At 41.7% G+C, this 26,379-nt stretch carries 26 protein-coding genes and 1 pseudogene; 5 read left to right on the plus strand and 22 right to left on the minus strand.

Translation table 11 applies throughout. The features are described from left to right. Positions 1-4: 4 nt before the first annotated feature. The 13 genes from HXT37_RS04640 to HXT37_RS04700 form a co-directional block, all read right to left on the minus strand. Positions 5-1,378 carry a DUF6350 family protein gene (locus HXT37_RS04640; protein WP_102703138.1) on the minus strand — a complete coding sequence of 458 codons (1,374 nt, stop codon included), beginning with the start codon at positions 1,376-1,378 and terminating at the stop codon, positions 5-7. Between the two features lie 89 nt (positions 1,379-1,467). Further along, a complete protein-coding gene (locus HXT37_RS04645; RefSeq protein WP_012914213.1) occupies positions 1,468-2,049 on the minus strand; it encodes an adenine phosphoribosyltransferase in 582 nt (193 codons plus the stop codon). A gap of 140 nt (positions 2,050-2,189) precedes the next feature. Beyond that, the gene (gene yajC, locus HXT37_RS04650; RefSeq protein ID WP_004108823.1) at positions 2,190-2,591 is read right to left on the minus strand and encodes a preprotein translocase subunit YajC; all 402 of its coding nucleotides are present in this window, start codon (positions 2,589-2,591) and stop codon (positions 2,190-2,192) included. Between the two features lie 59 nt (positions 2,592-2,650). Next, on the minus strand, positions 2,651-3,655 hold the full coding sequence (gene ruvB / locus HXT37_RS04655; protein WP_217431467.1) for a Holliday junction branch migration DNA helicase RuvB: 1,005 nt from the start codon (positions 3,653-3,655) through the stop codon (positions 2,651-2,653). A gap of 94 nt (positions 3,656-3,749) precedes the next feature. After that, a complete protein-coding gene (gene ruvA, locus HXT37_RS04660; protein WP_004108817.1) occupies positions 3,750-4,379 on the minus strand; it encodes a Holliday junction branch migration protein RuvA in 630 nt (209 codons plus the stop codon). An 87-nt stretch (positions 4,380-4,466) separates the two neighbouring features. Then, complete coding sequence (gene ruvC / locus HXT37_RS04665; RefSeq protein ID WP_012914216.1) at positions 4,467-5,048, minus strand: crossover junction endodeoxyribonuclease RuvC; 582 nt, start codon at positions 5,046-5,048, stop codon at positions 4,467-4,469. Positions 5,049-5,054: 6 nt separating this feature from the next. Beyond that, positions 5,055-5,813, minus strand: a complete 759-nt coding sequence (locus tag HXT37_RS04670; protein WP_004108813.1) for a YebC/PmpR family DNA-binding transcriptional regulator — start codon at positions 5,811-5,813, stop codon at positions 5,055-5,057. 62 nt (positions 5,814-5,875) lie between these two features. Continuing rightward, positions 5,876-6,532 carry a CDP-alcohol phosphatidyltransferase family protein gene (locus tag HXT37_RS04675; RefSeq protein ID WP_004108811.1) on the minus strand — a complete coding sequence of 219 codons (657 nt, stop codon included), beginning with the start codon at positions 6,530-6,532 and terminating at the stop codon, positions 5,876-5,878. A 183-nt stretch (positions 6,533-6,715) separates the two neighbouring features. Then, complete coding sequence (gene thrS, locus HXT37_RS04680) at positions 6,716-8,746, minus strand: threonine--tRNA ligase (RefSeq protein WP_033888440.1); 2,031 nt, start codon at positions 8,744-8,746, stop codon at positions 6,716-6,718. Positions 8,747-8,928: 182 nt separating this feature from the next. After that, a complete protein-coding gene (locus HXT37_RS04685) occupies positions 8,929-9,822 on the minus strand; it encodes a metal ABC transporter permease (RefSeq protein ID WP_004108805.1) in 894 nt (297 codons plus the stop codon). Next, positions 9,823-10,779, minus strand: a complete 957-nt coding sequence (locus HXT37_RS04690; RefSeq protein WP_004108802.1) for a metal ABC transporter permease — start codon at positions 10,777-10,779, stop codon at positions 9,823-9,825. 6 nt (positions 10,780-10,785) lie between these two features. Further along, positions 10,786-11,508 carry a metal ABC transporter ATP-binding protein gene (locus HXT37_RS04695; protein ID WP_004574322.1) on the minus strand — a complete coding sequence of 241 codons (723 nt, stop codon included), beginning with the start codon at positions 11,506-11,508 and terminating at the stop codon, positions 10,786-10,788. 144 nt (positions 11,509-11,652) lie between these two features. After that, positions 11,653-12,834, minus strand: coding sequence for a metal ABC transporter substrate-binding protein (locus HXT37_RS04700; protein ID WP_004108796.1), 1,182 nt, complete (start codon positions 12,832-12,834; stop codon positions 11,653-11,655). A 473-nt stretch (positions 12,835-13,307) separates the two neighbouring features. Here HXT37_RS04700 and HXT37_RS04705 point away from each other — a divergent pair, with 473 nt between their 5' ends. The 4 genes from HXT37_RS04705 (at position 13,308) to HXT37_RS04720 (ending at position 16,974) form a co-directional block, all read left to right on the plus strand. Then, positions 13,308-14,447, plus strand: coding sequence for an ADP-dependent NAD(P)H-hydrate dehydratase (locus HXT37_RS04705; protein ID WP_103013859.1), 1,140 nt, complete (start codon positions 13,308-13,310; stop codon positions 14,445-14,447). Between the two features lie 98 nt (positions 14,448-14,545). Further along, a complete protein-coding gene (locus tag HXT37_RS04710) occupies positions 14,546-15,196 on the plus strand; it encodes an HAD family hydrolase (protein WP_012914222.1) in 651 nt (216 codons plus the stop codon). Between the two features lie 180 nt (positions 15,197-15,376). Then, on the plus strand, positions 15,377-16,309 hold the full coding sequence (locus HXT37_RS04715) for a LysR family transcriptional regulator (protein WP_012914223.1): 933 nt from the start codon (positions 15,377-15,379) through the stop codon (positions 16,307-16,309). A gap of 215 nt (positions 16,310-16,524) precedes the next feature. Continuing rightward, positions 16,525-16,974: a Panacea domain-containing protein gene (locus HXT37_RS04720; protein ID WP_064340324.1), complete on the plus strand. Its 450-nt coding sequence runs from the start codon at positions 16,525-16,527 to the stop codon at positions 16,972-16,974. A gap of 381 nt (positions 16,975-17,355) precedes the next feature. Here the strand turns inward: HXT37_RS04720 and HXT37_RS04725 are convergent, their stop codons facing one another. The 3 genes from HXT37_RS04725 to lepA are packed head-to-tail and all read right to left on the minus strand — an operon-like array spanning position 17,356 to position 21,068. Further along, positions 17,356-17,811: a hypothetical protein gene (locus HXT37_RS04725; RefSeq protein ID WP_004108771.1), complete on the minus strand. Its 456-nt coding sequence runs from the start codon at positions 17,809-17,811 to the stop codon at positions 17,356-17,358. 57 nt (positions 17,812-17,868) lie between these two features. Then, a complete protein-coding gene (gene hemW / locus HXT37_RS04730; RefSeq protein WP_004108768.1) occupies positions 17,869-19,191 on the minus strand; it encodes a radical SAM family heme chaperone HemW in 1,323 nt (440 codons plus the stop codon). Beyond that, the gene (gene lepA, locus HXT37_RS04735) at positions 19,188-21,068 is read right to left on the minus strand and encodes a translation elongation factor 4 (protein ID WP_012914227.1); all 1,881 of its coding nucleotides are present in this window, start codon (positions 21,066-21,068) and stop codon (positions 19,188-19,190) included. Before lepA ends, hemW begins: the two co-directional genes overlap by 4 nt. Positions 21,069-21,330: 262 nt before the next feature. Here lepA and rpsT point away from each other — a divergent pair, with 262 nt between their 5' ends. Beyond that, positions 21,331-21,591: a 30S ribosomal protein S20 gene (rpsT, locus tag HXT37_RS04740; RefSeq protein ID WP_004106518.1), complete on the plus strand. Its 261-nt coding sequence runs from the start codon at positions 21,331-21,333 to the stop codon at positions 21,589-21,591. A gap of 97 nt (positions 21,592-21,688) precedes the next feature. On the opposite strand, the gene HXT37_RS04745 is transcribed toward rpsT, so the two are convergent. From HXT37_RS04745 to HXT37_RS04770, 6 genes and pseudogenes are all read right to left on the minus strand, one after another. Further along, entirely contained in the window at positions 21,689-21,967 is a 279-nt protein-coding gene (locus HXT37_RS04745) for a hypothetical protein (RefSeq protein ID WP_033888441.1), read from the minus strand. Position 21,968: 1 nt separating this feature from the next. Further along, complete coding sequence (locus tag HXT37_RS04750; protein WP_102703143.1) at positions 21,969-22,526, minus strand: hypothetical protein; 558 nt, start codon at positions 22,524-22,526, stop codon at positions 21,969-21,971. Positions 22,527-22,835: 309 nt separating this feature from the next. Then, positions 22,836-23,231: pseudogene (locus HXT37_RS04755) on the minus strand (transposase-like zinc-binding domain-containing protein); the annotation flags it as partial. Between the two features lie 154 nt (positions 23,232-23,385). Next, entirely contained in the window at positions 23,386-24,099 is a 714-nt protein-coding gene (locus tag HXT37_RS04760; RefSeq protein WP_102703144.1) for a trimeric intracellular cation channel family protein, read from the minus strand. Between the two features lie 142 nt (positions 24,100-24,241). After that, positions 24,242-25,411 (minus strand): branched-chain amino acid aminotransferase, encoded by a 1,170-nt coding sequence (locus HXT37_RS04765; RefSeq protein ID WP_004108753.1) that lies wholly within the window; start codon positions 25,409-25,411, stop codon positions 24,242-24,244. A gap of 248 nt (positions 25,412-25,659) precedes the next feature. Then, positions 25,660-26,283: a 50S ribosomal protein L25/general stress protein Ctc gene (locus HXT37_RS04770; RefSeq protein WP_012914231.1), complete on the minus strand. Its 624-nt coding sequence runs from the start codon at positions 26,281-26,283 to the stop codon at positions 25,660-25,662. Positions 26,284-26,379: the final 96 nt, after the last annotated feature.

Raw genomic sequence — 26,379 nt, forward strand, 5'->3', positions numbered from 1 at the left:
GGAATTATTTTCTTTTAGCCTTCGATGAAACCGTCCTAGGAGCGGCTTTTTTCAAAGGCAAAGGTTGATTATTTTTATTACTAGCCTTATTTTCGATTAATTCTGCAAATTTTACAGGTTTATTCGACTTACTAGCAGCAATAAGATTTAAGCAATATCTCGCACCACAAATAAGTAGAATACTAAAAATTGAAATAACCAATGCTACAGCAGAAGCGTATAGAGTAAGATGACCAACAGCTCTAGTACTTTCAATAATGTCAACTCCAATATAAGAAAGTCGACATTCCCCTAATGAACCATTTGCTATTGAAAAAACAACAGTCCACATAATTGTAATTAAAGCGGATACGCCAACACTATCAGTTGCAGCTTCTATAGCGTTCAACATAAAAGACTCACGCTCAGTTTTATCAATAATATTTTTTATGCGCAAGCCACAGCCGCTTTTATGCAATAAAGCTACAAGCATTACAATAAAGCATAAAGTTGGAACTATAGAGTAAAAAACAGTGCGATGCACAACGTCAATAACAGCATCAGGAAATATTCCAAAAACCGGAATAGGCGGCAAAGATTTACGTTGAGAAACTGTTAAAGTAAATTGTGCAACAGATCCAATATTAAATCCAGATCCACAAATCCAAGATAATGCCCAAATAGCAACATTAGGCAACCAAACTAAGCAAGCAATAGTTGTAAGAATACGCGAACCATTTTGCATGCCTAATTTATTGAAATATGAATTAACATAACCAAAATTTGTACAAGCCCAAACCACAACAGTTATTAGTGCAACAAAAGCATATAAACCGAACAAAATTACCGCAGTTCGCTTAGTAATACGAATATTTTTTTGAATATACTCAGGACATATTTGCTTATAACGCTGCTTAGCAGATACAAACAGTGAGCTGCTTGGAAAAACCGCTATAAGTAACGAAATTAAATAAACACAAGAAGATTTACAAGCAACAATAAAAGTAGAATCAAGTAAAGTAACATGCGTATTTTGAGAAAGTATCGCATTAATAGCAGCCCAGACTACAAGCCCAGTAAAATATGCTATATTCCCACCTTTAATACGACGAATTAAGCATACAAGCGTTGAAATAAGTAGAAAAGTAAGGCCTAAAGGAATAATCGTAAGAATGCAATTTCCAAAAGTAAGACCCACGCCTTGAGCAAACATAAACACAGCCCAAGTCATAGACATTGCAGATTCAGAAAGATTACCTGTTCCTTCTTCGATAGAAACCACAAGAAGTGTGAGAGATAAGAAAAGACCTATCGTAAGAGAAAAAATAAGAATAACAATAACAGGAGTTATTACACCTTTAGACATGTTTATTAAGGATGACTTAAGCTTTTCAACCATGCCTTTTCCTTTCAATTCTTTTAGGTGCAAAACCAATATATTGTTTTAAATAGGATATTACTTTAATAATAAGCGATAATAATAAACTTTTAAGCTGGCATAGTAATTAAACTGCTGCAAGGATAATCGCATAATTCACTCATTCCACTAATACCAGTAAGTTCAATAACAAAACTAAAACCTGCAACTATTCCTTGAGCGCGCTTGACAATATTTGCAGCAGCTTTTGCAGTGCCTCCAGTTGCAATAAGATCGTCAACAATAAGCACACGTTGACCTGGCTTAATAGCGTCGCTTTCAATTTCAATACTTGCCTGACCATACTCAAGCATGTATGACTCAGTAATAACTGGAGGAGGTAGCTTACCAGCTTTACGAATAGCAAGAAAACCTTTGCCTAACCGAGATGCCAATAATGGTCCAAAAAGAAAGCCTCGAGCTTCAAGCCCAGCAATCAAATCAATTGAATCAGCTGGCACAGGCAAGGCATCAATCAAAGAATCAATAAGAATTCGCGAAGAGCGCGCATTTGAAAATATAGGAAGAAAATCACGGAATATAATACTAGGATTGGGGAATCCTGGAACGGTACGAATCAAAGAAGCAAGATAAGCGGCATCATCGTTGCTTACTGTTTTCAACGTTTTCACTGTAATATCCGTTGCTGTCATAATCCTAACGTTCTTTTCTTCACAAGACTTGTTATTGGAATATGGAAAGAATGTCACATATTCGCGTGATGCGTGAGACATGTGCTGACTCACACATCACGACTTAAGTATTAAATTATAAATTTATGAGATAAAAGTTATTACTTTTCAGAAGCTGCAGATTCTGATACTGGCTCGTTATCTTCGTTTACAGATTTATTTGCATCATCTTGCTTAGCTTCTTCAGCTTGTGCAGCTTCTTCTGCTTCTTCATCGCTAATAAATGCTGGACGCACATACAATCTGTTCACAGCGCGGAAAGATACTCGCATCAAGCTACCTTCTGAATCGATAACAATCTCTTCATATTGAGTATCTACGCTTACAATCTTGCCGATAATGCCGCCGATTGTAATAATTTCAGTACCTGGTTCCAAAGATTCATGGAAGGAACGCATTTCAGCTTGACGCTTCTTAGCATTGCGAGTCTGGAACATCATCATGCAAACCATTGCTACAACGAGAATAATAAGCATGCCATACTGCTGGAAAAATTGAGGCAAAGTAAACTCCTTAAGTATCCAACCCTAAGACGGTCGAAATGCCGTCCAATTTAATTATTTTAGGCTAGCTCACTGACATTACTAGGCTCTTTAAAGCCCAAATGTTTCCAAGCTTTACTAGTTGCAACACGACCTTTAGGAGTGCGAATTAAGAATCCTTCACGCACTAGATATGGTTCACATACTGTTTCAACAGTTTCAGCTTCTTCACCAACCATTGCAGCTAGATTATTAAGACCAACCGGTCCACCGTTAAACTGACAAACCATAGCCTTCAAAACTGCAATATCAAGTCGATCAAGACCTTGTGTATCAATCTGGTATAAAGCTAACGCTTCAACAACAGCTTCATGATTTACTTCTGACAAATCATGCACAATAGCCCAATCTCTGACACGTCTCAACAAGCGATTCGCTATACGAGGAGTGCCACGAGAGCGTAACGATAGCTCTTTAGCAGCTTGATCTATAAGGCGAATTCCTAAGACTTTAGCAGATCGCTCAATAAGTTTTTCAAGCTCTTCGTGAGGATAAAAATCAAGGTGAGCAGTAAAACCAAAACGAGCGCGCAATGGAGAAGGCAACATTCCTTCCCTAGTGGTAGCTCCAACTACAGTAAAACGAGGAAGAGTTAGCGGTATTGATGAGGCACCAGGACCTTTGCCGACCATAACGTCAACGCGAAAATCTTCCATAGCAATATAAAGCAACTCTTCTGCAGCACGAGGCAAACGATGGATTTCGTCAATAAACAACACCTCACCTGCGTCAAGCGCGCTTAGTATAGAAGCTAAATCTCCAGCATGCTGGATAGCAGGACCTGAAGTAATTCGAATAGGAACTTGCAATTCATTAGCAACAATCATTGCTAATGTAGTTTTTCCCAATCCAGGAGGGCCAGCCAATAACATATGGTCAGGCGCAACATCACGCTTTTTAGCAGCATCTAAAAACAGTTGCAATTGCGCTTTTAAAACTGGTTGACCAATAAAACCTTCTAATGCGCGAGGACGAAGTTCCTCATCACTGAGTTGCTCATTTCCTAAAGGCGTTGAAGAAACCATGCGTAAGGATTCTTCAGCAACACCAGTATTTAGCGCAGAAGTATACTCTTCACTCACTTCAACTCCCCCAATACTAGATTCTTTACAAACATGATTACCTACCCCTATCAAGTGAAGCTAATGCCATTCGTAAAACATTAGGCAAATCTGCATCAGATATAGGAATTGAAATATTATTCTCTGCACAAACTTGCTCAACTGCTCTTTGAGCGTCAACTTGTCTCCAACCCAATGAAACAAGACCCTCTATTACGCATTGCACGCTAGAATCAACAATCTGCTTATTAGATTGAGTAGAATCATTAGAACTATCTGCCAGTATTGAAGAATCAAGAGAACCCTTCAATTCCAAAATAATCTTCTGCGCACCCTTTTTCCCTAAACCAGGAGCAGAAGAAAGAGAAGTTACATCTCCCTCAGAAATAGCTTGTAAAAGACGATCAACATTCAAAGTTGAAAGCATAGAAAGAGCAACTTTAGGACCAATTCCACTAACTTTTTGCACTTGCAAAAACATTCGTTTAGCAGCTTGAGTTGTAAAACCATAAAGAGTTAAAGCATCTTGCGAAACTTGAAGCGACGTATAAACGCGAACTTCCTGGCCTTCATGCAAAGAAGACAAATCTTGAGAAGGCATATAAGTCTCATAGCCAACTCCAGAAACAACAATAAGAGCAGAACGAGCATCAATTGACGCAACTTGTCCAACAAGCATTCCAATCATAAACTCACTCCCACTTAACAAAAACTCATAGCTTAAAGCACATAAAGTCAAATACAATTATAATAGAACATCTGTTCTATTAATATCCTACATGCCTCGAACGACAGAAGAAGATTTACGCGCCTGAGCTTGAGCTAAAGCCCACTGTTTCTGCGCAGCAGTTAGATGCTGCTCGCGCTCGCCACCTTGTAAAGCACCAGAAGGACGAAGAGCATGACAAATAGCTTGAGCTAAAGCGTCGGCAGCATCAGCAGGAGTAGGCAAAACATTAAGTCCAAGTAGTCGCGCGACCATGCGCTCTACTTGAGGTTTTTGAGCTTTTCCGTTTCCAGCTACAGCAAGTTTAACTTCAGTAGGAGTGTGTAAAGCAACAGGAATATTGCGCTGAGCTGCAGCAAGCATTGCAATACCTGCAACCTGTGCAGTGCCAAGAACAGTATTTCGATTTTCTTGCGCAAAAACACGTTCAATAGACACAGTATCAGGCGAAAAACGCTCAATTTTTTCAACTAATCCATTATAAATCTTTAAAAGTCGCAAATCTTGCGAAAGATCAGGCTCAGACCTCAACACATCGACGTGAATAAAAGAAAGCCGACGCGAGACGCCGGCTTCAATCACGCCGACCCCGCAGCGAGTAAGCCCGGGGTCAACGCCCAAAATCATCATAGGAGACTATTCAGCTTCCTCAAGCTGAGCCATAACTTCATCTGAAGCGGTCCAGTTGCTGTAAATATTCTGAACATCGTCCAAGTCATCGAGATTATCGATTAAGCGAGAAACCTTTTGAGCATCTTCGAAGCTCAATTCAACCTCATTATTTGGATGCATAATAATATCTGCAGAATCATAGTCGAAACCAGCTTCCTGCAAAGCCTTACGCACAGTTACCAAATCACTGGAATTGGTGTAAACAGAATAAACATCGCCATCATCAGCAACATCTTCAGCTCCAGCTTCAGCTGCAACTTCGAAAAGCTTATCGTAGTCAACACCTTCGGATGGAACTTCAATCAAACCTTTACGTTCGAAGTTGAAGCTCACGGAACCGCTTGTTGCCAAAGAACCGTTGCCCTTAGTAAGAGTTGAACGCACATCAGCAGCAGCACGATTACGGTTATCAGTAAGGCATTCAATAATCAATCCAACACCTGCAGGAGCGTAACCTTCGTAAACAATCTCTTCATAGTTTGCGCCGCCAGCTTCTTCACCAGAACCACGCTTTACAGCGCGCTTGATATTGTCAGCAGGCATGGAAGCCTTCTTAGCTTTAACGATGGCATCGTACAGCGTAGGGTTACCATCAGGATCGCCACCACCCAAACGTGCAGCAATTTCAATGTTCTTAATAAGCTTGGCAAAAAGCTTGCCACGCTTTGCGTCGATAGCGGCCTTCTTGTGCTTTGTAGTCGCCCACTTGGAATGACCTGACATGATACTCCTAAAACGTACAGTTAATCAAACGAAACGATTTTATTGCGCTTTCGCGACAAATTTTATTTATCTTTTATATCAAGCCCATGCTTTACTTCAAAAATACGCTGGAAAACTGTAATAATACCGCCAATAGCAAGCAGAATCATAGCAAAACTTAACCAAAAAAGTTGATTTGTAAGACCAACAAGCCCCATAGCAACAAGAATCACAGCAACTCTATCTGCACGAGTTATTAAACCTTTTTTAGGATCTACATTTATTGACTGACCGCGAGCGCGAGTGTATGAAGTTACGAAAGCTGCCATAAGAGCAACCAAACAGCTTAATAATCCCACACACTTTATTGCATTGCCATTCAAAGTTGAAATCCAAGTGCACATATCTTTTTCGTGAGCTTCATACAAACAAATGCATACAGAGGAAAATAATGACCAGTCTGCAATGCGATCGAGAGTTGAGTCAAGAAATGCACCAAATTTTGTGCCGCCTGTTGTCAAAGCAGCAACAGAACCATCTAAACTGTCTGCAAGCACAAAAATAGTTAAAAATATAGTGCCAACAACAAACTGTTTAGTAAAAGCAGTAACAAAAGCAATAATAACTACAGCTATTGTGCCGACAATTGTTACACAGTTAGCACTTATGCCTAATCGGACTAGCAATTTTGCAATTGGAGAAATAGTGCGCTTAAACCCGCTGCGTAATGATTCCAACATTGAATGCAACCTTCCTAGCGTAATCAAGCAAATAAAACTTGGATTCAATAAACAATCCCATATTAGTCAACCATACTATCCAAGCGACTGTAAGAAGATAGTAAAAACCCACACAACGCTAAGAAGTGTGGGCTTTTTATTTACGATTCAGCTTACATTTAGATTTAGGCTAGCCAGCTTAAATCACTTAGTGTAACGCTCGAAATCTTCTGCAGTATTGACCTGAACGCGCTGCTTAATGATGGACAAAATCCACTCTTTAGCTTGCGAAACAGGAACGCCATTCAATTGGCTGCCATCGCGGAAGCGGAAGCTCACAGCATTGTTGTTCACATCCTCTTCTCCAGCAATCAAAGTGAAAGGCACCTTAGACTTAGAAGCGTTACGAATCTTCTTGCCGAAGCGATCGTCAGAGTTGTCCATTTCGCAACGAACCATATTCTCTTCCAAATCGCTAATCAATTTTTGCAAGTGTGGAGCGAACTCGTCTGCAACAGGAACGCCAGTTACTTGAACTGGAGCCAACCATGCTGGGAATGCACCTGCATAATGCTCAAGCAAAATAGCGAAGAAACGCTCAATAGAGCCAAAGAGTGCGCGGTGAATCATCACAGGACGCTGGTGGCTACCGTCAGCCGCAATGTACTCCAACTTAAAGCGCTCAGGCAAGTTGAAGTCGAGCTGAATAGTAGAAACCTGCCAAGTGCGACCGATTGCATCGCGAGCTTGCACGGAAATCTTCGGGCCGTAGAATGCAGCTCCACCTGGATCGTCCACGAGTTCCAAACCAGACTCTTTAGCAACCTCTGCCAAAGTATTAGTTGCTTCTTCCCAAATCTCGTCGGAACCGACGAACTTATGCTCATCCTTAGTGGAAAGCTCCAAGTAGAAGTCGTTCAAACCGAAGTCTTTAAGAAGACCAAGCACAAAGTTAAGCAAGCTCTTCAGCTCATCGCGCATCTGCTCGCGAGTGCAATAAATGTGCGAATCATCCTGAGTCAATCCACGAACACGAGTTAAACCATGCACAACGCCAGACTTTTCGTAGCGATACACAGTACCAAACTCAAACAAGCGCAAAGGAAGCTCGCGATAAGAACGCTGGCGAGACTTGAAGATCAAGTTATGCATTGGGCAATTCATTGGCTTCAAGTAGTAGTCAGCACCTTGGCGAGTTACGTTACCATTTTCGTCGCGCTCTTCGTCAAGCTTCATTGGAGGATACATGCCATCCTTGTACCACTGCAAGTGGCCGGAAGTCTCATATAAGCCACCCTTAGTAATGTGCGGAGTTTGTACGAAGCTGTAGTGATGCTTTCTGTGCTGCTCGCGCGAATAATCTTCCATTGCGTTAATAATTGCAGCACCCTTTGGATGGAATACGGCTAAGCCTGGGCCAATCTCGTCTGGGAAGGAGAACAAATCCATCTCTTGACCAAGCTTGCGGTGATCGCGCTTAGCAGCTTCTTCCATGCGAGTTGTGTAAGCTTTAAGTTCTTCCTTGCTAGGCCAAGCAGTGCCGTAAATGCGCTGAAGCATAGGATTCTGCTCCGAGCCACGCCAGTAAGCTGCAGCCACACGCTCAAGCTTAAAAGCCTTAATGTAACGCGTGTTTGGAAGGTGAGGTCCGCGGCACAAATCGCTCCAAACCTTGTTTCCTTCGCGATCTACATTGTCGTACATGCTAAGCTCATGCTTGCTGATTTCGCCAGAGGCAGCAGGATCAAGAGCTGCTTCCTTATCCCCAATCAACTCCAACTTATAAGGTTGATTTGCTTCTTCTTCGCGCGCTTCGTCCTCTGTTACAACGCGACGACGGAAGCTTTGAGACTCTTTAATAATGCGCTGCATATGCTTTTCGATTTGCTTCAAATCGTCTGGCGTAAATGGAGTATCAACATCGAAATCGTAGTAGAAGCCGTCTTTAATTACAGGACCTACGCCCAACTTTGCGTCTGGTCGAATTTCTTGAACAGCTTGAGCCATCACGTGAGTAGCGGAATGACGCATGATTGCGATGCCATCTTCACTATCAAGGGCCACTGATTCCACGGTATCGCCGTCATGAAGAGACGTGTACAAATCACGCAACTCGCCATTTAAACGCACGGCAATAATATTTTTATCTTCCGCGAAAAGTTCAACGCCAGTGAAGCTTGCATCCACCTCCTTGCGTTCCTCGTTTACGGTGATGGAGATGGTATTTTCAGCCATAATTGTCCTTTTCTATCGGGGTCTTGCGTTACTAATGTGCAGACCTGGACTTGTGTGGCGTCGATAAACTTACGCGATTAAACAATCAACAAAACGCGCAAAAACGACGTCAATCGCGCGCATTTTTCACGCGCAATTCGTTGACATTTTAGGACAACAGAGCGACTTTTAAAACTCTTTTGCTAAATAGCGTTTTCGGCTACTTTTTCTCGCCTTGCATGCAATCTTGATGAAAAATCATTAATTTTTATAAAAATGCTTTCGCCAATCTTGACTATTAAGAAGAAAGCTCCAGCGCAAATAGCAATAGTGCCACCGGCAGAAAGCTTCAGTATTACAGCTAAAGCTAGTCCAATTAAAGCAATCGAAACAGCAGTAATTACGCATGCAAGTACGAATTTATTTATAGAAGCAATTCTTCCCTTTAATGCTGCAGCAGGAGCAGCAATAAGAGATACTGAAACAACTGTACCAACTGCTGGAATAATGACGGAAACAGTAATAATAATCAAAGCAAGAACCATGCCTTGTATAAAACCTGATCTTCCGCCTGCAGCACGGTAATTAATAGGGTCAAACGAGCAATGCACAAGATTAGCAGAATTAAAAATCCATAATCCCAAAACAAGCAAGAAAGCAACAGATGCTGAAATCACGTCTGCAGGAGTGCAATTAAGCAATGATCCAGTTAAAAATCCCTCAATACGCAATGGCAATGGAGCAAACCACTTATTTAAAAAGTATCCACTAGCAAAGCCGACAGTTAAAGTAATACCAGCTGCAGCTTGCGAAGAAATGCCCTTAAGATGCGAAAGTGCATACATTACTAAGGAAAGTACAACGCACGCAACAGCAGCACCGACAAAAAGCCCAAGCGACAAAATATTTTGATCTATTGTATAAGCAGAAGTTAAAACTACACCTAATACTGCTCCAGGAAAAGCTGCATGAGTAATAGATTCAGTAAAGAATATTCGCTGGTTAAGAAGCGCAAGAGAGCCAACGAAACCGCATAGAGCACCTACAACAATTGCTTCAACTATAGGTAGAGCGATAATTTGCCAAATACTTACCATCTATTCCCTACCTTTATAAGATTTTGCTAAAACTTTTATATCGCTACCGCCTGTATGAGTTTTATGCGCAAAAACTATAGATGAAATAACTTGGAACAGCCAGCGCACAATAAGCACAACTACGAACATTGCACACATGCTTAATGCAATTGCTGCTTGAGGAGAAATAGGATGATCAAGCTCCAAATTCATAACGTACATACCAAGAACAACTCCAGCAATACCAACAAAGATACCAACTGCAACCATACGCCCAACTGTTCTAGACACTAAACGAGCACTAGCTCCTGGAATAATAAGGTACCCGATCACAAGAAGAACACCAACAGCTGAAGATGCAGAAACAACAACCGCAGCAATGCCAACGTTAAGAACAATATCGACAAAAAGAGTATGCACTCCCATTAATGGAGCACTTGCTCGATCGAAAGCAACAATAATCTGCTGTTTCCAAGTTGCCAAAAGCACAATAATTGCAAACAAGCAAATCCACATTGCTTGAGTCATTCGCTCATCAGTGACATCAAGCAGCCTACCAAACATCAATGCCTCGAGCTGACCTGACATATCACCTTTTTTTAGTGAAATTACTACGCCAAGAGCAAAGAAAGTAGTTAAAACAGTTGCGATAATCGATTCATTTATGCGAGTTGAACGAGAAGCCCACACTAATGCAGCAACTAAAAATACTGAACAAATTGCAGCACCAGGAATAATTTGATCTATGCCACCGTATAAAGCGCCTACAACAATTCCAGGAAATATGCCGTGCACAATAGCTTCCGCATTAAATTCAGTACATCTCAAGTTCACAAATACACCAACGATTCCGCTAGCTATAGATAGAACTATAAGTAAGCAGAACGGGCGAAAAATATAAGGAGCAGAAGCAATAAAATCAAAACCAGGAATTGGTTCCAGAACTTTTCTTAATGACTCAACTAATTGGGCAAGCATTGAAAATCAGCCTTCCGCAATTTCCGAAAAAGTAAGACCTGCAGAAGCAGCAGGCATGCTTCCACCATATGCGCGAGTAATATTTTCTTTAGTCATTACTTCTTTAAGCGCGCCAAAAGCAATCTGCTTACCAGCTAAAAGTAGCGCTTTTTCACAAATAGCATCTGCAATAACTAAATCGTGCGTAGACACAACAAAAGCAATACCTTCTTGCTTTGCTGATTTCATAATATTAAGAAGTTCTCGGCGATTCGGTTCATCAAGACCATTAAAAGGTTCGTCAAGCAAAATAAGCGTTGGCTTTGCAACAATCGCGCGCGCAAGAAGAATGCGCTGGCGCTGACCGCCAGAAAGGTCACCAAATCGCACATCTGCGCGATTTAATAAACCAACATGATTAAGAGCATCCTCAACAGCTTTTTTCTGATCTTTTTTAAGCAATCCAAGAAAACCTGTCTGTCTACTTAAGCCCATTGCAACAACTTGCCGTGCAGTAATCGGGAACGTTAAATCCAAATCAACCTGCTGTGGAACATATCCAATAGACAAAGCCTTAGGCATTTTCAGTTCACCGCGACTTACGCGCACGATACCAATAATAGCCTGCAAAAACGTTGTTTTCCCAGAACCATTTGGACCTATTAAAGCCAAAGCTTCCCCGGCTTGCACACTGCCATTAATACCAGTCACTACAGTTTTATAACCGTATGCCAGGTCGCAATTTTTCATTGCAAGGACGCTCTTATTCACTATATTTCCAGTCTTTTCAGTTTATTAATAAGTATTCGTAACAGTAACTTCTTGCTTTCGCTATTAAACTTTCGCTATTAAAGTTACTGTTACGATACTATTATTTTTACTGTTATTTATATGTTACTTCTTCAATGCAGTCTTAACTGAATCTGGAAGTTCAGGAACATTACCATTCCAAGCTTTCACCAATGTTTCAACATTGTGAACAATCGAACCGATGTAAGTTTCGCCTGCAGATCCGACTGGTCCAAGCGAATCTCCATAAAGTGCGTCGTCGCCAATAACAGCCTTTACTCCTGCTGCTGCAGCAACAGCCTTGATAGACTTGGAATTGTTAGAATTCTCAGCAAAAATCGCAACAGCTCCGGACTTCTTGACATCTTCTGCAGCTTTCTGAATATGATCTGCAGTAGCATCCTGCTGGCTGTTGAAATCAGAAAGTGCTGCACCAATGAACTTCACATTGTAGTCACGAGAGAAGTAACCGAATGCATCGTGAGAAGTGAAGAGAACACGATGCTTTTGTGGCACACTATTCAAAGCTTTAGTTGCCCAAGCATCCAAATCAGTCAAAGACTTAACGAACTTTTCAACATGCTCATCGAAAATAGATTTGCTCTTAGGAAGAGCTTTTCCGAGGAAATAACCGATATTCTTAACCTGAATCATCGTGTTCTTCGTGCTGGTCCAAATATGTGGATCGTACTGGAATTCAGGCTCCTTCTCGCCTTCTTCTGGAGGGAATGGCCACTTTTCAGCATGCACCTTAGCGATACCGCGATCAACCTTGTATGGAAGATCCTTTTCCTTAGCAGTCTCAGCCTTTGGATCCTTGATTTCGTCAGCAGTGAGAATACCGGAAGTTACACCCATAGTGCCCTTAAAACCGGTAGCTTTCACAGCTTGATCCAAGAAGTGCTCGAGATCTACACCAGAAACAAGCATCAAATCAGCCTTAGAAAGAGCTTTAGATTGAGCTGGAGTCATTTCATGCTCATGAGCAGAAGCGTTTGGCGCAAGCAAACAGGTCAAATTAATTGTTGACTTTGCTTTGTCTTGAGGAGCTCCGATTACAGACTTCTTGCCCTGAGAATCAGTCTTATTGAGGCTCAATCCAGATTTTGCGTCAGCAGTTGAAGCGATTTGAGTTACGTAATCGCAAATTTGAGTTGTAGTTGCCACTACATTTACTTGATTGCCCTTCGCCTTATTTTCGGCATTTTTTGCAGAGCCGCAAGCACCCATAGAAGTTGCTAATAATGCAACCGCAGCTGCAGTTGCGAAAATTCGTGAAGTTTTCACACTCGTTCCTTTCGGGAATCTTTAACTGTTATTGCATGGGTTGATTGTGAGAGGTACTCATGAAAGCTATTCATGAAAAAAATAATCATTCGCAATAACGCTTATAGCATAAGAAAAATATACGTGACGGTCAATAAAAAATGTGAAAAAATATAATTATTTTTGCAAAAATGCGTTTTGTGAATTTTTCATCTGCTATAATGCAAAATTTCAAAAAAGACCATGCTGCTTTCTGCTTTATCTTGCATTAAAAAACGTTAATATACCAACGAAAAAATAAATATGATTATAACATTTGGACAAATTTATTAATCAGGCATTTTTGTTTATTTTTTACGCAAAAACTAGTAGCGACACGCCATAATACTCACGACACGCAGAATAACAAAAAAATTACAAATATTTTCAAAATGTTTACAAATTGTAACAATACATAAGTTTAGACAGTAATACACATGTTTAGCCAACTCTGCATGTGCTTAACGACGATTACACTTAATACTATGTTTGGCAATACAGATGGTATGAATTACATTGCAAAACCTGACAGTTCGCACACTGACGATAAAAACTCTGCAAATAATGAAATATCAGTAGATATTCATCTTGCTTCCACACCATTGCGCACGCCTCATGCAAGCGATAATAAATATTCAAGAGGCGTTCTAGGCGTAATTACCGGTTCAAACGACTATCCCGGAGCAGCAGTGTTAAGCACAAGCGCTGCAATACATGCAAATATTGGAATGGTCCGTTATTCAGGTCCTCTTCGTGCACAAAATTTAGTATTGCAAGCATCCCCTGAAGTAGTAGCATACGAACAATTAAACGGAAAAATCGACGCAATAACAGTTGGATGCGGCATACCAGACGAAAGCCATTGCAACGACGAAACGGCTTTATCTCAAAGAAAATACATTGCTAGCATACTTGCAAAATACTCCAACGAAAACGAAAACGACAACAAAAACGACAACGCTGAAACGCAATTAAATAACAATCTTCCGCCAATATGCGTAGATGCTGGAGCATTAGACTTACTACCAAAACAAGTTTGCGAAAAAGTAGTTCTCACACCTCACGCAGGAGAATTAAGCTCGCTTTTTACTAGATACGATTTAGAAGTAAGCGCACAACAAATAGCCAGCAACCCAACACACTACGCTCAAAAAGCAGCCGATCTTACTGGAGCAACTGTGTTAGTTAAAGGCGCAACAACAGCAGTTGCATCACCATCAAAATTGCACTCTCCTATTTATATTGCACAATACGCTCCATCCTGGCTAGCAACTGCAGGTTCAGGAGATGTTCTAGCAGGAATTTTAGGAGCATTGCTGGCTCAGCACGAAAAAGATAACGAAAACAACGCGAACAACAACGAGAAAAACAATGCGAACAACAAAAATTACGCACTTATTGCAGCGAGCGCAGCTGTGATTCATGGAGTTTGCGCAGTATTTGCGTCACGCAGTAGCGGAGGAAACAATTACACTCAACTAGTGCAAGACATAGTGAAATCAAAGCGTGCTTTAACTTTGGAACATCCAATTGTGGCAAGCGACATTATAAATGCATTACCGCATGTTCTTGGGATTCTTATTAATATAAAGTAGCGCGCGGAATAATATCAGCAGTGTACAAAATTAACGCATGAAACAAAATACGCGAATTTAAAATAACGTATGAAACAAAATAGAAGGAGTAGAAATAAATGACTAACGCACAAAATATTGAGATCCATGACGTCATGTTTGATTATTGCAGAGTTCTACTCGAATGGAATTGCCGAAACTGTTTGCAAAACCAGTTCCCGAATTTAGTTGATACTATTTGCCCTAATGGAAGCTTTGGAAAGAACGATTTAGCCGGGTTCTATGAATTTGAGGACCGCATGGATGGCGGCGAGCTTTTGAAAGATCTTATGCCTGAATACGAACGTCGCTTTGGAAGCGAACTTGCTGAAGCTTTCCGTTGGTATTGCGCTCATTATGACCAAGTTTTGACACGAATGATGCCTGGAATGGTTGATTTATTGCATGATTTACGTAAAGCTGGATACGGCGTATGGGGCTTAACAAATTGGTCTAAAGAAACTTTCCCACTTGCGTTACGCAAATTCCCAGAACTTTCTACTCTTTTGCAAGGAACCATTATTTCCGGTGTTGAGCATTTGCATAAGCCAGAACCGGAAATTTTTGAACTTGCTATAAGTAGATTTGGATTAAATCCGCAAACAACTGTTTTCTTCGACGATAAGCCAGCAAATATTGATGGAGCTCATAGAGTTGGCATGCATGGATTTGTTTTTACAACTGCAGAGCAAGCGCGTAAGGATTTAGCTTCAATAGGAGTAAATCTTTAATAATTGCTTAAATATTTAGCTTATACTACTAAGATTATATATAAAACTATGGTTATGTGGAACTATGGTTATGACAACTAAGAATTAGGTTATGCCTATACCTTTTGCTAGATTCGTTAGCGGCTCATTTATGTGATTTTTGATGATTATCGTAACTTTTAGCTCACGAAAGAAGCTCGTATGACTTTGCTACAACTGAAGTATATTGTAAAAATCGTTGACTGCGGTTCAATGAATGAAGCAGCACGAGCACTATATATTTCACAACCAGCATTGAGCTCTTCTGTAAAAGAGCTTGAAAGAGAACTTAACATTGAAATTTTCACTAGATCCACTCAAGGAATTGCATTAACAGCTGATGGAGCTGAGTTTTTGACGTACGCTCGACAAGTAATTGAGCAGGCGGATCTTCTTGAAGAACGATACAAAAGTACGAAGCCTCGCCCACAATTATGCAGCGTTGCAACACAACACTACATGTTTGCTGTTGAAGCATTCGTCGATATGATTCGCAGTATTCATTCTAACGAATACGAGTTTTCAATTCGCGAGACGCGCACAAAAAATATCATTAAGCAAGTAAGCGATATGCGCGCAGACCTTGGAATTCTTTATCTTTCTGACTACAACAAGGATGTAATCGGCAAGCTGCTTCGTGAAAAACATTTGGAATTCCACCCGCTTTTCCGAGCAAAATTGCATGTTTTTCTTTCTAGAAATAATCCGCTTGCAGTGCGAAAAAGCTTGAGCTTGGAAGATTTGAAACCGTATCCGTTTATTCAATACGAACAGGGAGAAGAAGGAAGTTTCTTCTTCGCAGAAGAAGCGGTTTGGCCTACTCGCCCACCGAAAAAGATCAACGTTTCTGACCGCGCTACCATTTTAAACTTTATTATTGGGTTGAATGGTTACACTGTTTGCACTGGAATAGATAACGGCGATTTAAACAATGAAAAAATTGTCACTATTCCGCTTGAATGTGATGACACTATGCTTGTTGGCTGGATTACCAACGAGCGCACGAAGCTTTCAAGAGCTTCACTCGCTTATCTTACGCAACTTAAATCTGTGCTTGTAAGACATGGCTACGCGCTTATAGATTCACGAAATTAGTTTATTAACTTACTCGCTTATTAACTTATTGCATGTTGAACTATTAAATGATTAGTTCGCAAAACAACAATCAAATAAGTTGAACTTGCAAAATAACACAAACTAAAAAATAACTCATAATACAAGTTGTCCACATTTCTTTAATCGAATTGACGCTCACTTTTTCCATTCATAAAATCGCTATTAATTTGTTGCAAAGAAAAAGGAGATGCGTGATGGGCATTATTAATGTAGCGGCAAAAATATTGGAAATTATGGGACCAATGACAACTATGAAGCTGCAGAAGCTTGTGTATTATTCTCAAGCGCACAGCTTAGCTACAACTGGATTGTCACTATTTCCGGAAGATTTTGAAGCTTGGACGAACGGTCCGGTTTCATTGGAATTATTTAACAGGCATCGAGGAAGATTCACAATTCGCAAAGAAGAACTACTGATTTCTCTTCCAGAAAGATGCGCAACTTTAGAATATGAGCAGGTCAAGATTATAGAGGAAGTGTGCGCAAAACTTGGAAATCTTACAGGAAATCAGCTCAGCGAAAGAACGCATAAAGAAGATCCGTGGATTCGCGCGAGAATCGGCATATCTGCAAATCAAGGCAGCGAGGAAATAATTTCCAAGAAGTCAATGCGAGATTACTACATTAAGCATCCTATTGTGTAAATGCGCGAATGTCCGAAGAGCGCCAACTAGAGACCGTAACGCAGTATGCGCTCGCGCGCTTTGGCCGAGCTTGAAATCAACAGGATTTCAAGCTCTTTCAAAGCGTGATTTGGCTCAATTGTGAAGCACGGTGTGCTTCACATGCCAAATCAGCCGAACGGCTACCAATAGCCGTGAGGAATAAGCGCTCGCTTACGAAACTCGCGTTGGAAGTCCACTGGACTTCCAACTTAAGCGAGTTTCCGCTCCGAGTTGCTTTCGCGCGCTACGCTCTAAGCGCGAAAGCAGGTCGGAGCGCACACAAATAACTAAGGCGAGCACGTTGTTATTAGCAAGTGCCCACCTTAATCATTAAAAAACATTCTTATTTTATAAGTACATCTAAATCGCAGTGCCGTGCTCGTCAAGGCGCGGATTCTGCCTAGAATTACTAAAGCTAAAGAACAAGCCAAACACGCCTAATGCAAACAAAACGGAAACTACCACAACAAGCACAATAGGCTGGCTAGGAAGCCACATAATCACCAAGAAAGCAAGCGCGGAAAGCAAAATCACAGCCCAGGAAAACACTCCGACAACTTTACGAACAACATTCCAAGTATCATCGCCCACCTGAGATCGCTTAACATTGCGAGCCAGTCTCTCCTCCTCAGCTGTCACGTTAGAAGTTGGCTTCCAAGGACCAGTTCCCCTCTCTTGAAGTCTTCTAGAGCGTTCTTGTAAATTGTATTCGTCAATCATGCCTCCGCGAGCGCGACCTTTTGTTTCATCATATTGAGAAGGAATCCCCTTGCGGCTCTGCCTTTCCTTCGCGCGACGCTCTTTGCGGTTTGCCATGATTGTTCCTTTCTACATTGAATTTTCGTATATCAAGCATTTATGACACAATACGCACTATTTTAGCACGGTAAGGCCTTCTTCACACGCGTCGACAATTCTTTCTATTAATAAATCGTTGAGCAGCCTACCTTTGCGTGTTGCGATAATGCGATTTTCGTGCAACACTGCCAAATCTTCCTTACACACTTCGCGTAACACTTTTTGCAAATGCGAATCATCGAACACCTTATTAGTTTCGCGCATCTTTTCGCACAATTGCAAAATATTAAGACCTTCTTTAATGCGAAGCCCAAGCATTACTTCTTCAATAAGCGCATCTTCAGCATTTATACACTCGTAGTTTTGCCACGGCACATTTCCAAGATTTATAGCATGCGCCCATCGTTTTGGGTGCAAAATATCCCATGAGCGAAGGTTATAAAACTCGTTTGGATTAGCTAAAGAAGCACTATCATCCATGCTTTGTTTACTAATACGATTGGCAGCATTGTAGTGCGAATGTGCTCCAGGACCAATTCCAGCCCAATCAATATTTCGCCAGTAGCCAAGATTATGTTGAGATTCAAAACCCGGACGCGCCCAATTAGAAATCTCGTACCATTGTAATCCAGCAGAGTTAAAAAGTTCGTCTGCCAACTCGTATTTTTGAGCTTCATCATCGTCGTTTGGCGCTTGAATAGTGCCAGCAGCGATTTGACGACCCATTTTTGTGCGCGGCTCTACCGTTAGCGCATATGCAGAAATATGGTTAACACCTAGGCTTAAAGCCATTTCTACTGACTCTCGCCAATCGTCTAGACTCTCTCCCGGAGCGCCATAAATCAAGTCAACACTTGAACGCAAACCACATGCGTTTGCTGCTTTTACACCGCGAGTTACGTTTTCTGGAGTATGCGTGCGGTCAAGAGTTTTAAGAACATGCGGCACTGCTGATTGCATTCCGAAAGATATTCGCGTAAATCCGCCTTCTGCAAGCGTTTCAATATACTTTTCGTCTGCAGTATCCGGATTTGCTTCAGTAGTTATTTCCGCGTCTTTATTAAACCCCCACAAGTTGCGTATTTCTTGCAAAATTCGCACTAAATCTTGCGCTTTAAGAACTGTTGGAGTGCCTCCACCGAAGAAAACAGATTGCGCTTTAGGTTCGAAAATTCCGTGATATTCCTGCCATTTTTTTACAAGACGCATCTCTTGAATCGCAACATCCGCATAACCTTCGCGACTTGCACCTTCACCCAAATCGCGAGCAGTATACGTGTTAAAATCGCAATAACCGCAGCGGCGCAAGCAAAACGGCACGTGCACGTACACTTCAAAAGGCATACTTTCAGTTTGCATAGCTGATTTATTTAATTCAGCATCCAACTCTAAACTCATCCTTCAGACTTTTGCGCTGCGCGAATCTTATCTTTAGTATCGCGATCGTTTGCGCTCTCGTCTGTAGCCAAAGCCGCAACAAATGCTTCCTGCGGAACTTCAACATGTCCGAGCATCTTCATGCGCTTCTTACCAGCCTTCTGCTTTTCAAGAAGCTTACGTTTACGCGTAATATCGCCGCCGTAGCATTTAGCGAGCACGTCTTTTCGAAGAGCGCTAATAGTTTCACGAGCAATAATTCTAGAGCCAATTGCAGCCTGAATTGGAATTTCAAACTGCTGACGAGGAATAAGTCCACGAAGCTTCTTAGTCATCATAACGCCGTAAGAATAAGCCTTATCTCGGTGCACAATCGCACTAAAAGCGTCAACCTTATCTCCCTGAATAAGAATATCAACTTTCACTAAATCGGCAGCTTGCTCGCCATCTTCGTGGTAGTCAAGAGAAGCATAGCCTTTTGTGCGGCTTTTAAGCTGATCAAAGAAGTCAAAAACGATTTCTGCAAGAGGAATCCTGTAATGCATTTCCACGCGGTCTGCACTAATGTATTCCATTGTGCCCATTTCTCCGCGATGATCCTGGCACAAATCCATTACAGCACCAATAAATTCTTTCGGCGTAATAATATCTGCAGCAACCATTGGCTCAATAATGCGCTTAATCTTGCCTTCTGGAAACTCGCTAGGATTTGTTACGTGATGTTCTTTACCATCTTCGCTAGTGACGTCATAAGTTACGTTAGGAGCAGTGGAAATAAGATCCAAGCCAAACTCGCGGCTTAAGCGCTCTGAAACAATCTCCATGTGTAGAAGACCTAAGAATCCACAACGGAAACCAAAGCCCAACGCAACAGACGTTTCTGGCTCGTAAATAAGAGCTGCATCATTAAGTTTTAGCTTGTCGAGAGCATCTCGAAGATCTGGGAATTGAGCGTTATCAATTGGGAAAAGACCTGCGTAAACCATAGGTTTAGGGTCGCGGTAGCCATCCAAAGGCTCAGATGCAGGATTTACGGCGCTAGTAATAGTGTCTCCGACTTTAGATTGACTCACGTCTTTTGCGCCTGTAATTACGTAGCCGACTTCGCCAGCTCCAAGCGCCTTTGTTGGAGTCATATCTGGGCTAATAACGCCGATTTCAATAGGATCGTGCGTCATGCCGATTCCCATCATATGCAATTTTTCGCGCGACTTAAGTTCGCCATCAACCATACGAATATAGGTGACAATTCCGCGATACGAATCGTAGACTGAATCAAAAATGAGCGCGCGAGCAGGAGAATCAGGATTTCCGCTTGGGGCTGGAACTTCCAGCACAATTTGATCAAGTAAGTCTTTAACACCTTCGCCGGTTTTACCAGAAACGCGCAACACGTCCTCCGGCTTGCAACCAATTAATCCAGCTATTTCTTCAGCATGCTTGTCTGGCTCTGCGCTTGGCAAGTCGATTTTGTTAAGCACAGGAATAATCGTCAAATTGTGGTCGATTGCCATATAAAGATTAGAAAGCGTTTGCGCTTCAATGCCCTGAGTTGCGTCAACAAGCAGCACCGCACCTTCGCATGCTGCCAGCGCGCGTGAAACCTCGTAAGTAAAATCGACGTGACCAGGAGTATCAATCATGCCAAGCGAATACTCTTTGCCTTCAAAAGTCCACGGCACTCGAACAGCCTGAGATTTAATAGTAATACCGCGCTCTTGCTCAATATCCATGCGATCCAAGAAACGGTCTCGCATTTCACGCTCTGGCACGATTCCTGAAAGTTGTAAAATGCGGTCAGCTACAGTAGACTTGCCGTGATCGATATGCGCAATAATGCAGAAATTGCGTATCAACGATTGATCCGTAAATCCTGGCTGGTTATGCGGTGTAATCAAGGCAAATATCTCCTTTTAAGAATGCGAATACATGAAAACATGCAAACATAAATCAAGCACTATAACTAATCAATATTAGCAAATCTACTACCTTAGCGTAAAGTGCAAAATACGAAAGTTATTTATTAAATAGCATATTCAATAAGTTTTTAATTAAACCAACAATAACAAATTAATTATATAAACTACTATATTTATCTAATAAGCATGATACACTTATCATTTGTATGTCCTTATATAGCAAACGTCGTTTGGAGTAACAGTGGCAAACATTAAGTCGCAGAAAAAGCGTGTTCTCACTAACGAGAAAGCACATAAGCGTAACGTAGCAGTAAAGTCTGCTTTGAAGACTGCTATTCGTGCTACTCGTGAAGCCATCACCGCTGGTGATAAGGCTGCAGCGCAGGCCGCTTTCGCAGTAGCCGCTAAGAAGCTTGACAAGGCTGCAGGTCGTGGCGTGATTCATAAGAATCAGGCTGCAAACCGCAAGTCTGGTCTTGCTGTAGCGATTAACGCTCTGTGAAGTTTGTGCAGGTAACTGCATAACACAGCATGTAAGGAAAATCCCCAGTACCAATCGGTGCTGGGGATTATTTATATCACTCTATCGGCAACGTAATTTAGACGATATACGCCAATACGAGTACCACTACGAGTATAACTGCCACGGCAGCAGCAAACACCACGTAATCCATAGGCTTCACATGGTGATGCTGCAACAATGCATGGCATACAAACGCTGCGATCAGCAAGATTACCCCTGAAATAGCATTGGCATACCAAGGTAAATGATTGATGCACGAGAAAACAACACTCGTCAGCCAAATGGTAGCAAACGAAGCAAGCCATGACCGATGCCCTGTTGTGGCATGCTTCTTCGAAATAGTTGCATCATCCATATTAACACCCCAATGCTGCTGTCAAAGTGCCACCTGCAGCGCTACAAGCTATATCAGCCGAAACACCAGCAATTGGTGACGCCAATCCAGAAATACCAAGTGATAATGGAGTACAAACTGTTGCATCCCATAAAACATTCCATCCCACACCAATCCATTTAGGAATACAATGATGTTTCTTTCCACCACGTTCTAAAGCTGTCTCTAAGGAAACAGTAGGAGCAATCCTATGAAGAACTTTGCTATAACCAAAATCAACATGCTGCCCGTCATGAACTGTTAAATTGATAGTTGCTATAGTATGATTTGTTGCATCTCTCCAAGTAGCTATATTATTCTTTACTACGATAGTATCACCAGCTAGCGTATGCACATTCAATCCTTGTCCAGATACTGGAACAATTGAACGTCGACCATCTGGAGAACGCAATCCTCTCATTTCAGACTTAAAATTCCCATATTGTGATGTTGATTGAACTGCAAAAGATGGAGTTGCAAACACCATACTTCCAAGTAATGATGCTGCAGCTAGTAACAATGAACTAACTTTCTTCATCATAAGATGACCTCTCTAATATTGGCCTTATCAATTAGTGAGTAAGCGTATTCCAGTAAACAGCATGTTGGCCAAACATGTGGTGAGTGACTCACGTTGTTATGCTCACAAGGCGATAATATAATACTTGATTGATAGAAATGCCGTCATAATCAGGTAAGCGGCAAAAGTGTGTCTGTAAACGTGTTTATTCAGGCGTGTCGTTAGTGTAGTGTTCCTTTTCTAATTGATATATCTGGGTAGTAATCTGCCCTACATAAGTCAAAGCTTGTATCGAAACCCGAAGACCCAATTGATTGCTGGTCATCAATAATTTTCTTTGTTACACCATTGCAAAGCAATAACTTTACCCTTGCTTGCCGCGGTTAATAAACACCACCCGTATGGAAGGTATGTTCCATCGATTTGAACATAGTCATAAATTTCGCCTGTCTCGGGTAATTCTGGTTTAACATTCCAATACCATTCAATCCGATATCGCCATGTTCTATCAGAACCACTAGGACAGGCTTCACATTGAGTCTGGTTTCCCATAATCCAATGAATGAATTTATCAAATTGTGCTACATGTGTAATATCTTCACGTTTCCTTGTAAAAGACATTCCACATGCAGTACATCTCCAATGGATAGCACCTTTACGTGTTCTACCATTTCTCTTCATTGAATGAGAGCATATTGGGCAGCGTTTACTACTTAATCTAGGCATGTATTAAGCACATCGCACGCCTTATACCTCTATTTGTTTTCAATGTCAAGTAATACTAAATGTTAAGCTTTTTAGCTTAATGACAGCGAGCTTCCCTTGGTATTTCAACGAAAACTCGGGTTTTTAGACACACTTTTTTGCCGCTTACCCAATATTAACGATGACGACGATTATTAATACGACGAATACGAGGACGTCTAACCTTAATAGGTTCCGTGCGGTTCATTGCTCCAAATAAAGTTAAATCTAGTTTCACAGACAACAAACGCATTGCAACAACAAGAGCAACAATAAGGATATCAAGCAATATTTCAACAGTTAAACCAAAATAACCTGCATACCTTGCTTTTACAACACAAACGGTTAGTATACATCCCACTGAAGCAGGGAAAGCATACCAATGCTTATCCCGCACAATAACAGGAACTTGATTCAAAATCATGTCGCGAATCAAACCACCTCCTAAAGCAGTTGCCATTCCTAAAAATACTGAAGCCATACCAGACATGTGGAAGTCCAAACCTTTTGCTGTGCCATTCACAGCAAACAGGCCCAACGCCAAGGCATCAAGCGTAAGCATAAACCAACGCCATTTATCAATCTCAGGGTGAGCAACAGCCACAATAACACCAGAAAGCAGACCTGTAATAACAAAACCACGATCAGCAATACCAACAGGTGGCAATGCTCCAAGCAACACATCACGAACAATACCGCCACCCAATGCAGTTATCCAAGACGTAGTAATAATCGCAAAAACATCATAATTCTTACGAATAGCCCACATGCCGCCAACCATGCCACAACATCCCATAGCAACATACTCAACTATAAGAAAAAAGATGTTATCCCCTAACGCACCTTCCAAAGCATTTCCCTTCAAATAAATTCACCAAAACACTGCGCGCATAACAAACAAACGCGTTGTACTCTATACGATATCTAAATATATAGAGTACAACGCGCCATAAGCAACATTAGATTAGATAATATTAACTAACTTATATAAATCAGTCGCAAACTTTCCACATCCAGTTATGCTTATCTTCGACATCACCGAGCTGAATGCCAAGTAACTCATCGCGCAAAGCCTGAGTTAACTCACCAACGCCACCATCGGCAACCTTAAGATCGAATTCATCGGACTTAAAGCGACCAATTGGCGTAATGATTGCAGCAGTACCGCAAGCAAAGACTTCAGTAACCTCGCCAGAACGAATGTCGTCAAGCAACCCTTGAAGAGGAATCATGGTTTCAACAACCTTATGTCCTGCTTCCTCAGCAAGCTGAATCAAAGAACGACGCGTAACGCCAGGAAGAATACTGCCAGTAAGAGATGGAGTTTCCAAATGGCCATCCTTGTGGAGTGCGAACATATTCATGCCACCAAGCTCTTCCAAATAAGTCTTAGTTGCAGCATCGACGAAGCACACCTGCTCGCAACCGTGCTCAATACCCTTGTATTCACCAAGCAAGGAAGCAGCGTAATTTCCACCGCACTTAGCAAAACCAGTACCACCAGGACCAGTACGGAACCACTGATCTTCAACCCAAATGCTAACAGGCTTCAAACCACCCTTGAAGTATGGGCCGGATGGAGAAGCGATAACACAGTATTCAACTTCGTGAGCTTCGCGCACACCGAGGAACGGCTCGGAAGCAAACATGAATGGACGCATGTAAAGCGTATACTCTCGACGGCTCGGAACCCATTGCTTATCTCGCTTTACCAAGGCTGCAACCGATCCAATAAAATCATCAATAGAGAGTTCCGGCAAATACAAACGCTTAGCAGAATTTTGGAAACGAGCAGCATTAATATCTGGGCGGAAAAGCCAAATAGAGCCGTCGGCGCGCTTATAAGCCTTCAAACCTTCAAAGCACTCCTGAGCATAGTGCAACACAGATGCACCTGGATCCATTTTCAATGGACCATAAGGCTCTACACGACGATCAGACCATCCTTCGCCTTTAGTCCAAGACATATGAACCATATTGTCGGAGAAAATCTGACCGAAAGCAGGCTTATCAATAAGTTCGTTGCGCTTTGCGTCCGAAACTGGATTATCATTCGGCAGAACTTCAAAGTTGCCAGCCAATTTGTTCAACAGAGTTGTATCGCTATGATCATAAGACTCATAAGCGTCAGAAAACTCTGGAGCTACTTCTAAATCAGCCATTATGTCTCTTTTCTATGTGGATTATTTCTACTTGCCTTTTACCGCAATTAACGTATAGAATAATACGATTCTTGTTTTTCGCAAAACTTACACGCCAAAATATCTTAAGAAATATTTCAAAAAATATGCTTTAAAGTAAAAATTATTTAGCAAATTTGTTGATTTTATATGAAAAAAGCCGCATAAGAACTGACTTATGCGGCTTAAAATTTTAAACTATTTTATAAGTTATAAGTGAATACGTTAACTTACTTTTCTTCTGCAGCAGGAGCAGCAGCTGGAGCGGCGGCAGCAGCATCTGCAGCAGGAGCAGCAGCTTCGGCTGTAGCAGCATCTTCAGGAACAGTGACGCTCACAACGGATTCTTCGCCATCCATATCGAGCTCAACACCCTCAGGAAGCTTGACATCCTTAGCAAACACCTTGATGCCGTCGGTCAAACCATCAACGTTAACAACCAAACGCTCTGGCAAGTTAGCAACGTCTGCGCGAACCTTGAGCTCCTGGACATCCACGAATGCAACTGCAGCACCCTTTGGAGTGCCTTCAACGAAGACTGGAACTTCAACGTCAATCTTTTCGCCAGCCTTAACTTCGTAGAAGTCAATGTGTTCTACAATGCGCTTAACAGGGTTACGCTGAACATCCTTAACAACTGCAATGCGAGATTCCTTGCCAAACTTAATAGTGAACAAAGCATTAGCGTGACGCAAAGCCAAAGTGGTTTCGCGCATTGGAAGAGTAACATGCACTGGTTCAGCACCGCCAGCATAAAGGCTTGCTGGAATCAGCTTAGCTACGCGCAAACGACGAGCAACACCCTTACCAAACTCAGTGCGCAATTCGCCTTCAAGAGTAATTTTTGTAGCCATATCGGTCTCCTTATGGTCTGGATAGTTTAGTTTGTTAATCCAGCTTCAGGCGCACCGACGCGCCGAAAACCATAAGAGGCTATCAGCCCAGTCGAT

Origin of the sequence: Gardnerella sp. DNF01151 (assembly GCF_049244235.1) — a bacterium.
GTDB classification, from domain to species: domain Bacteria; phylum Actinomycetota; class Actinomycetes; order Actinomycetales; family Bifidobacteriaceae; genus Bifidobacterium; species Bifidobacterium swidsinskii.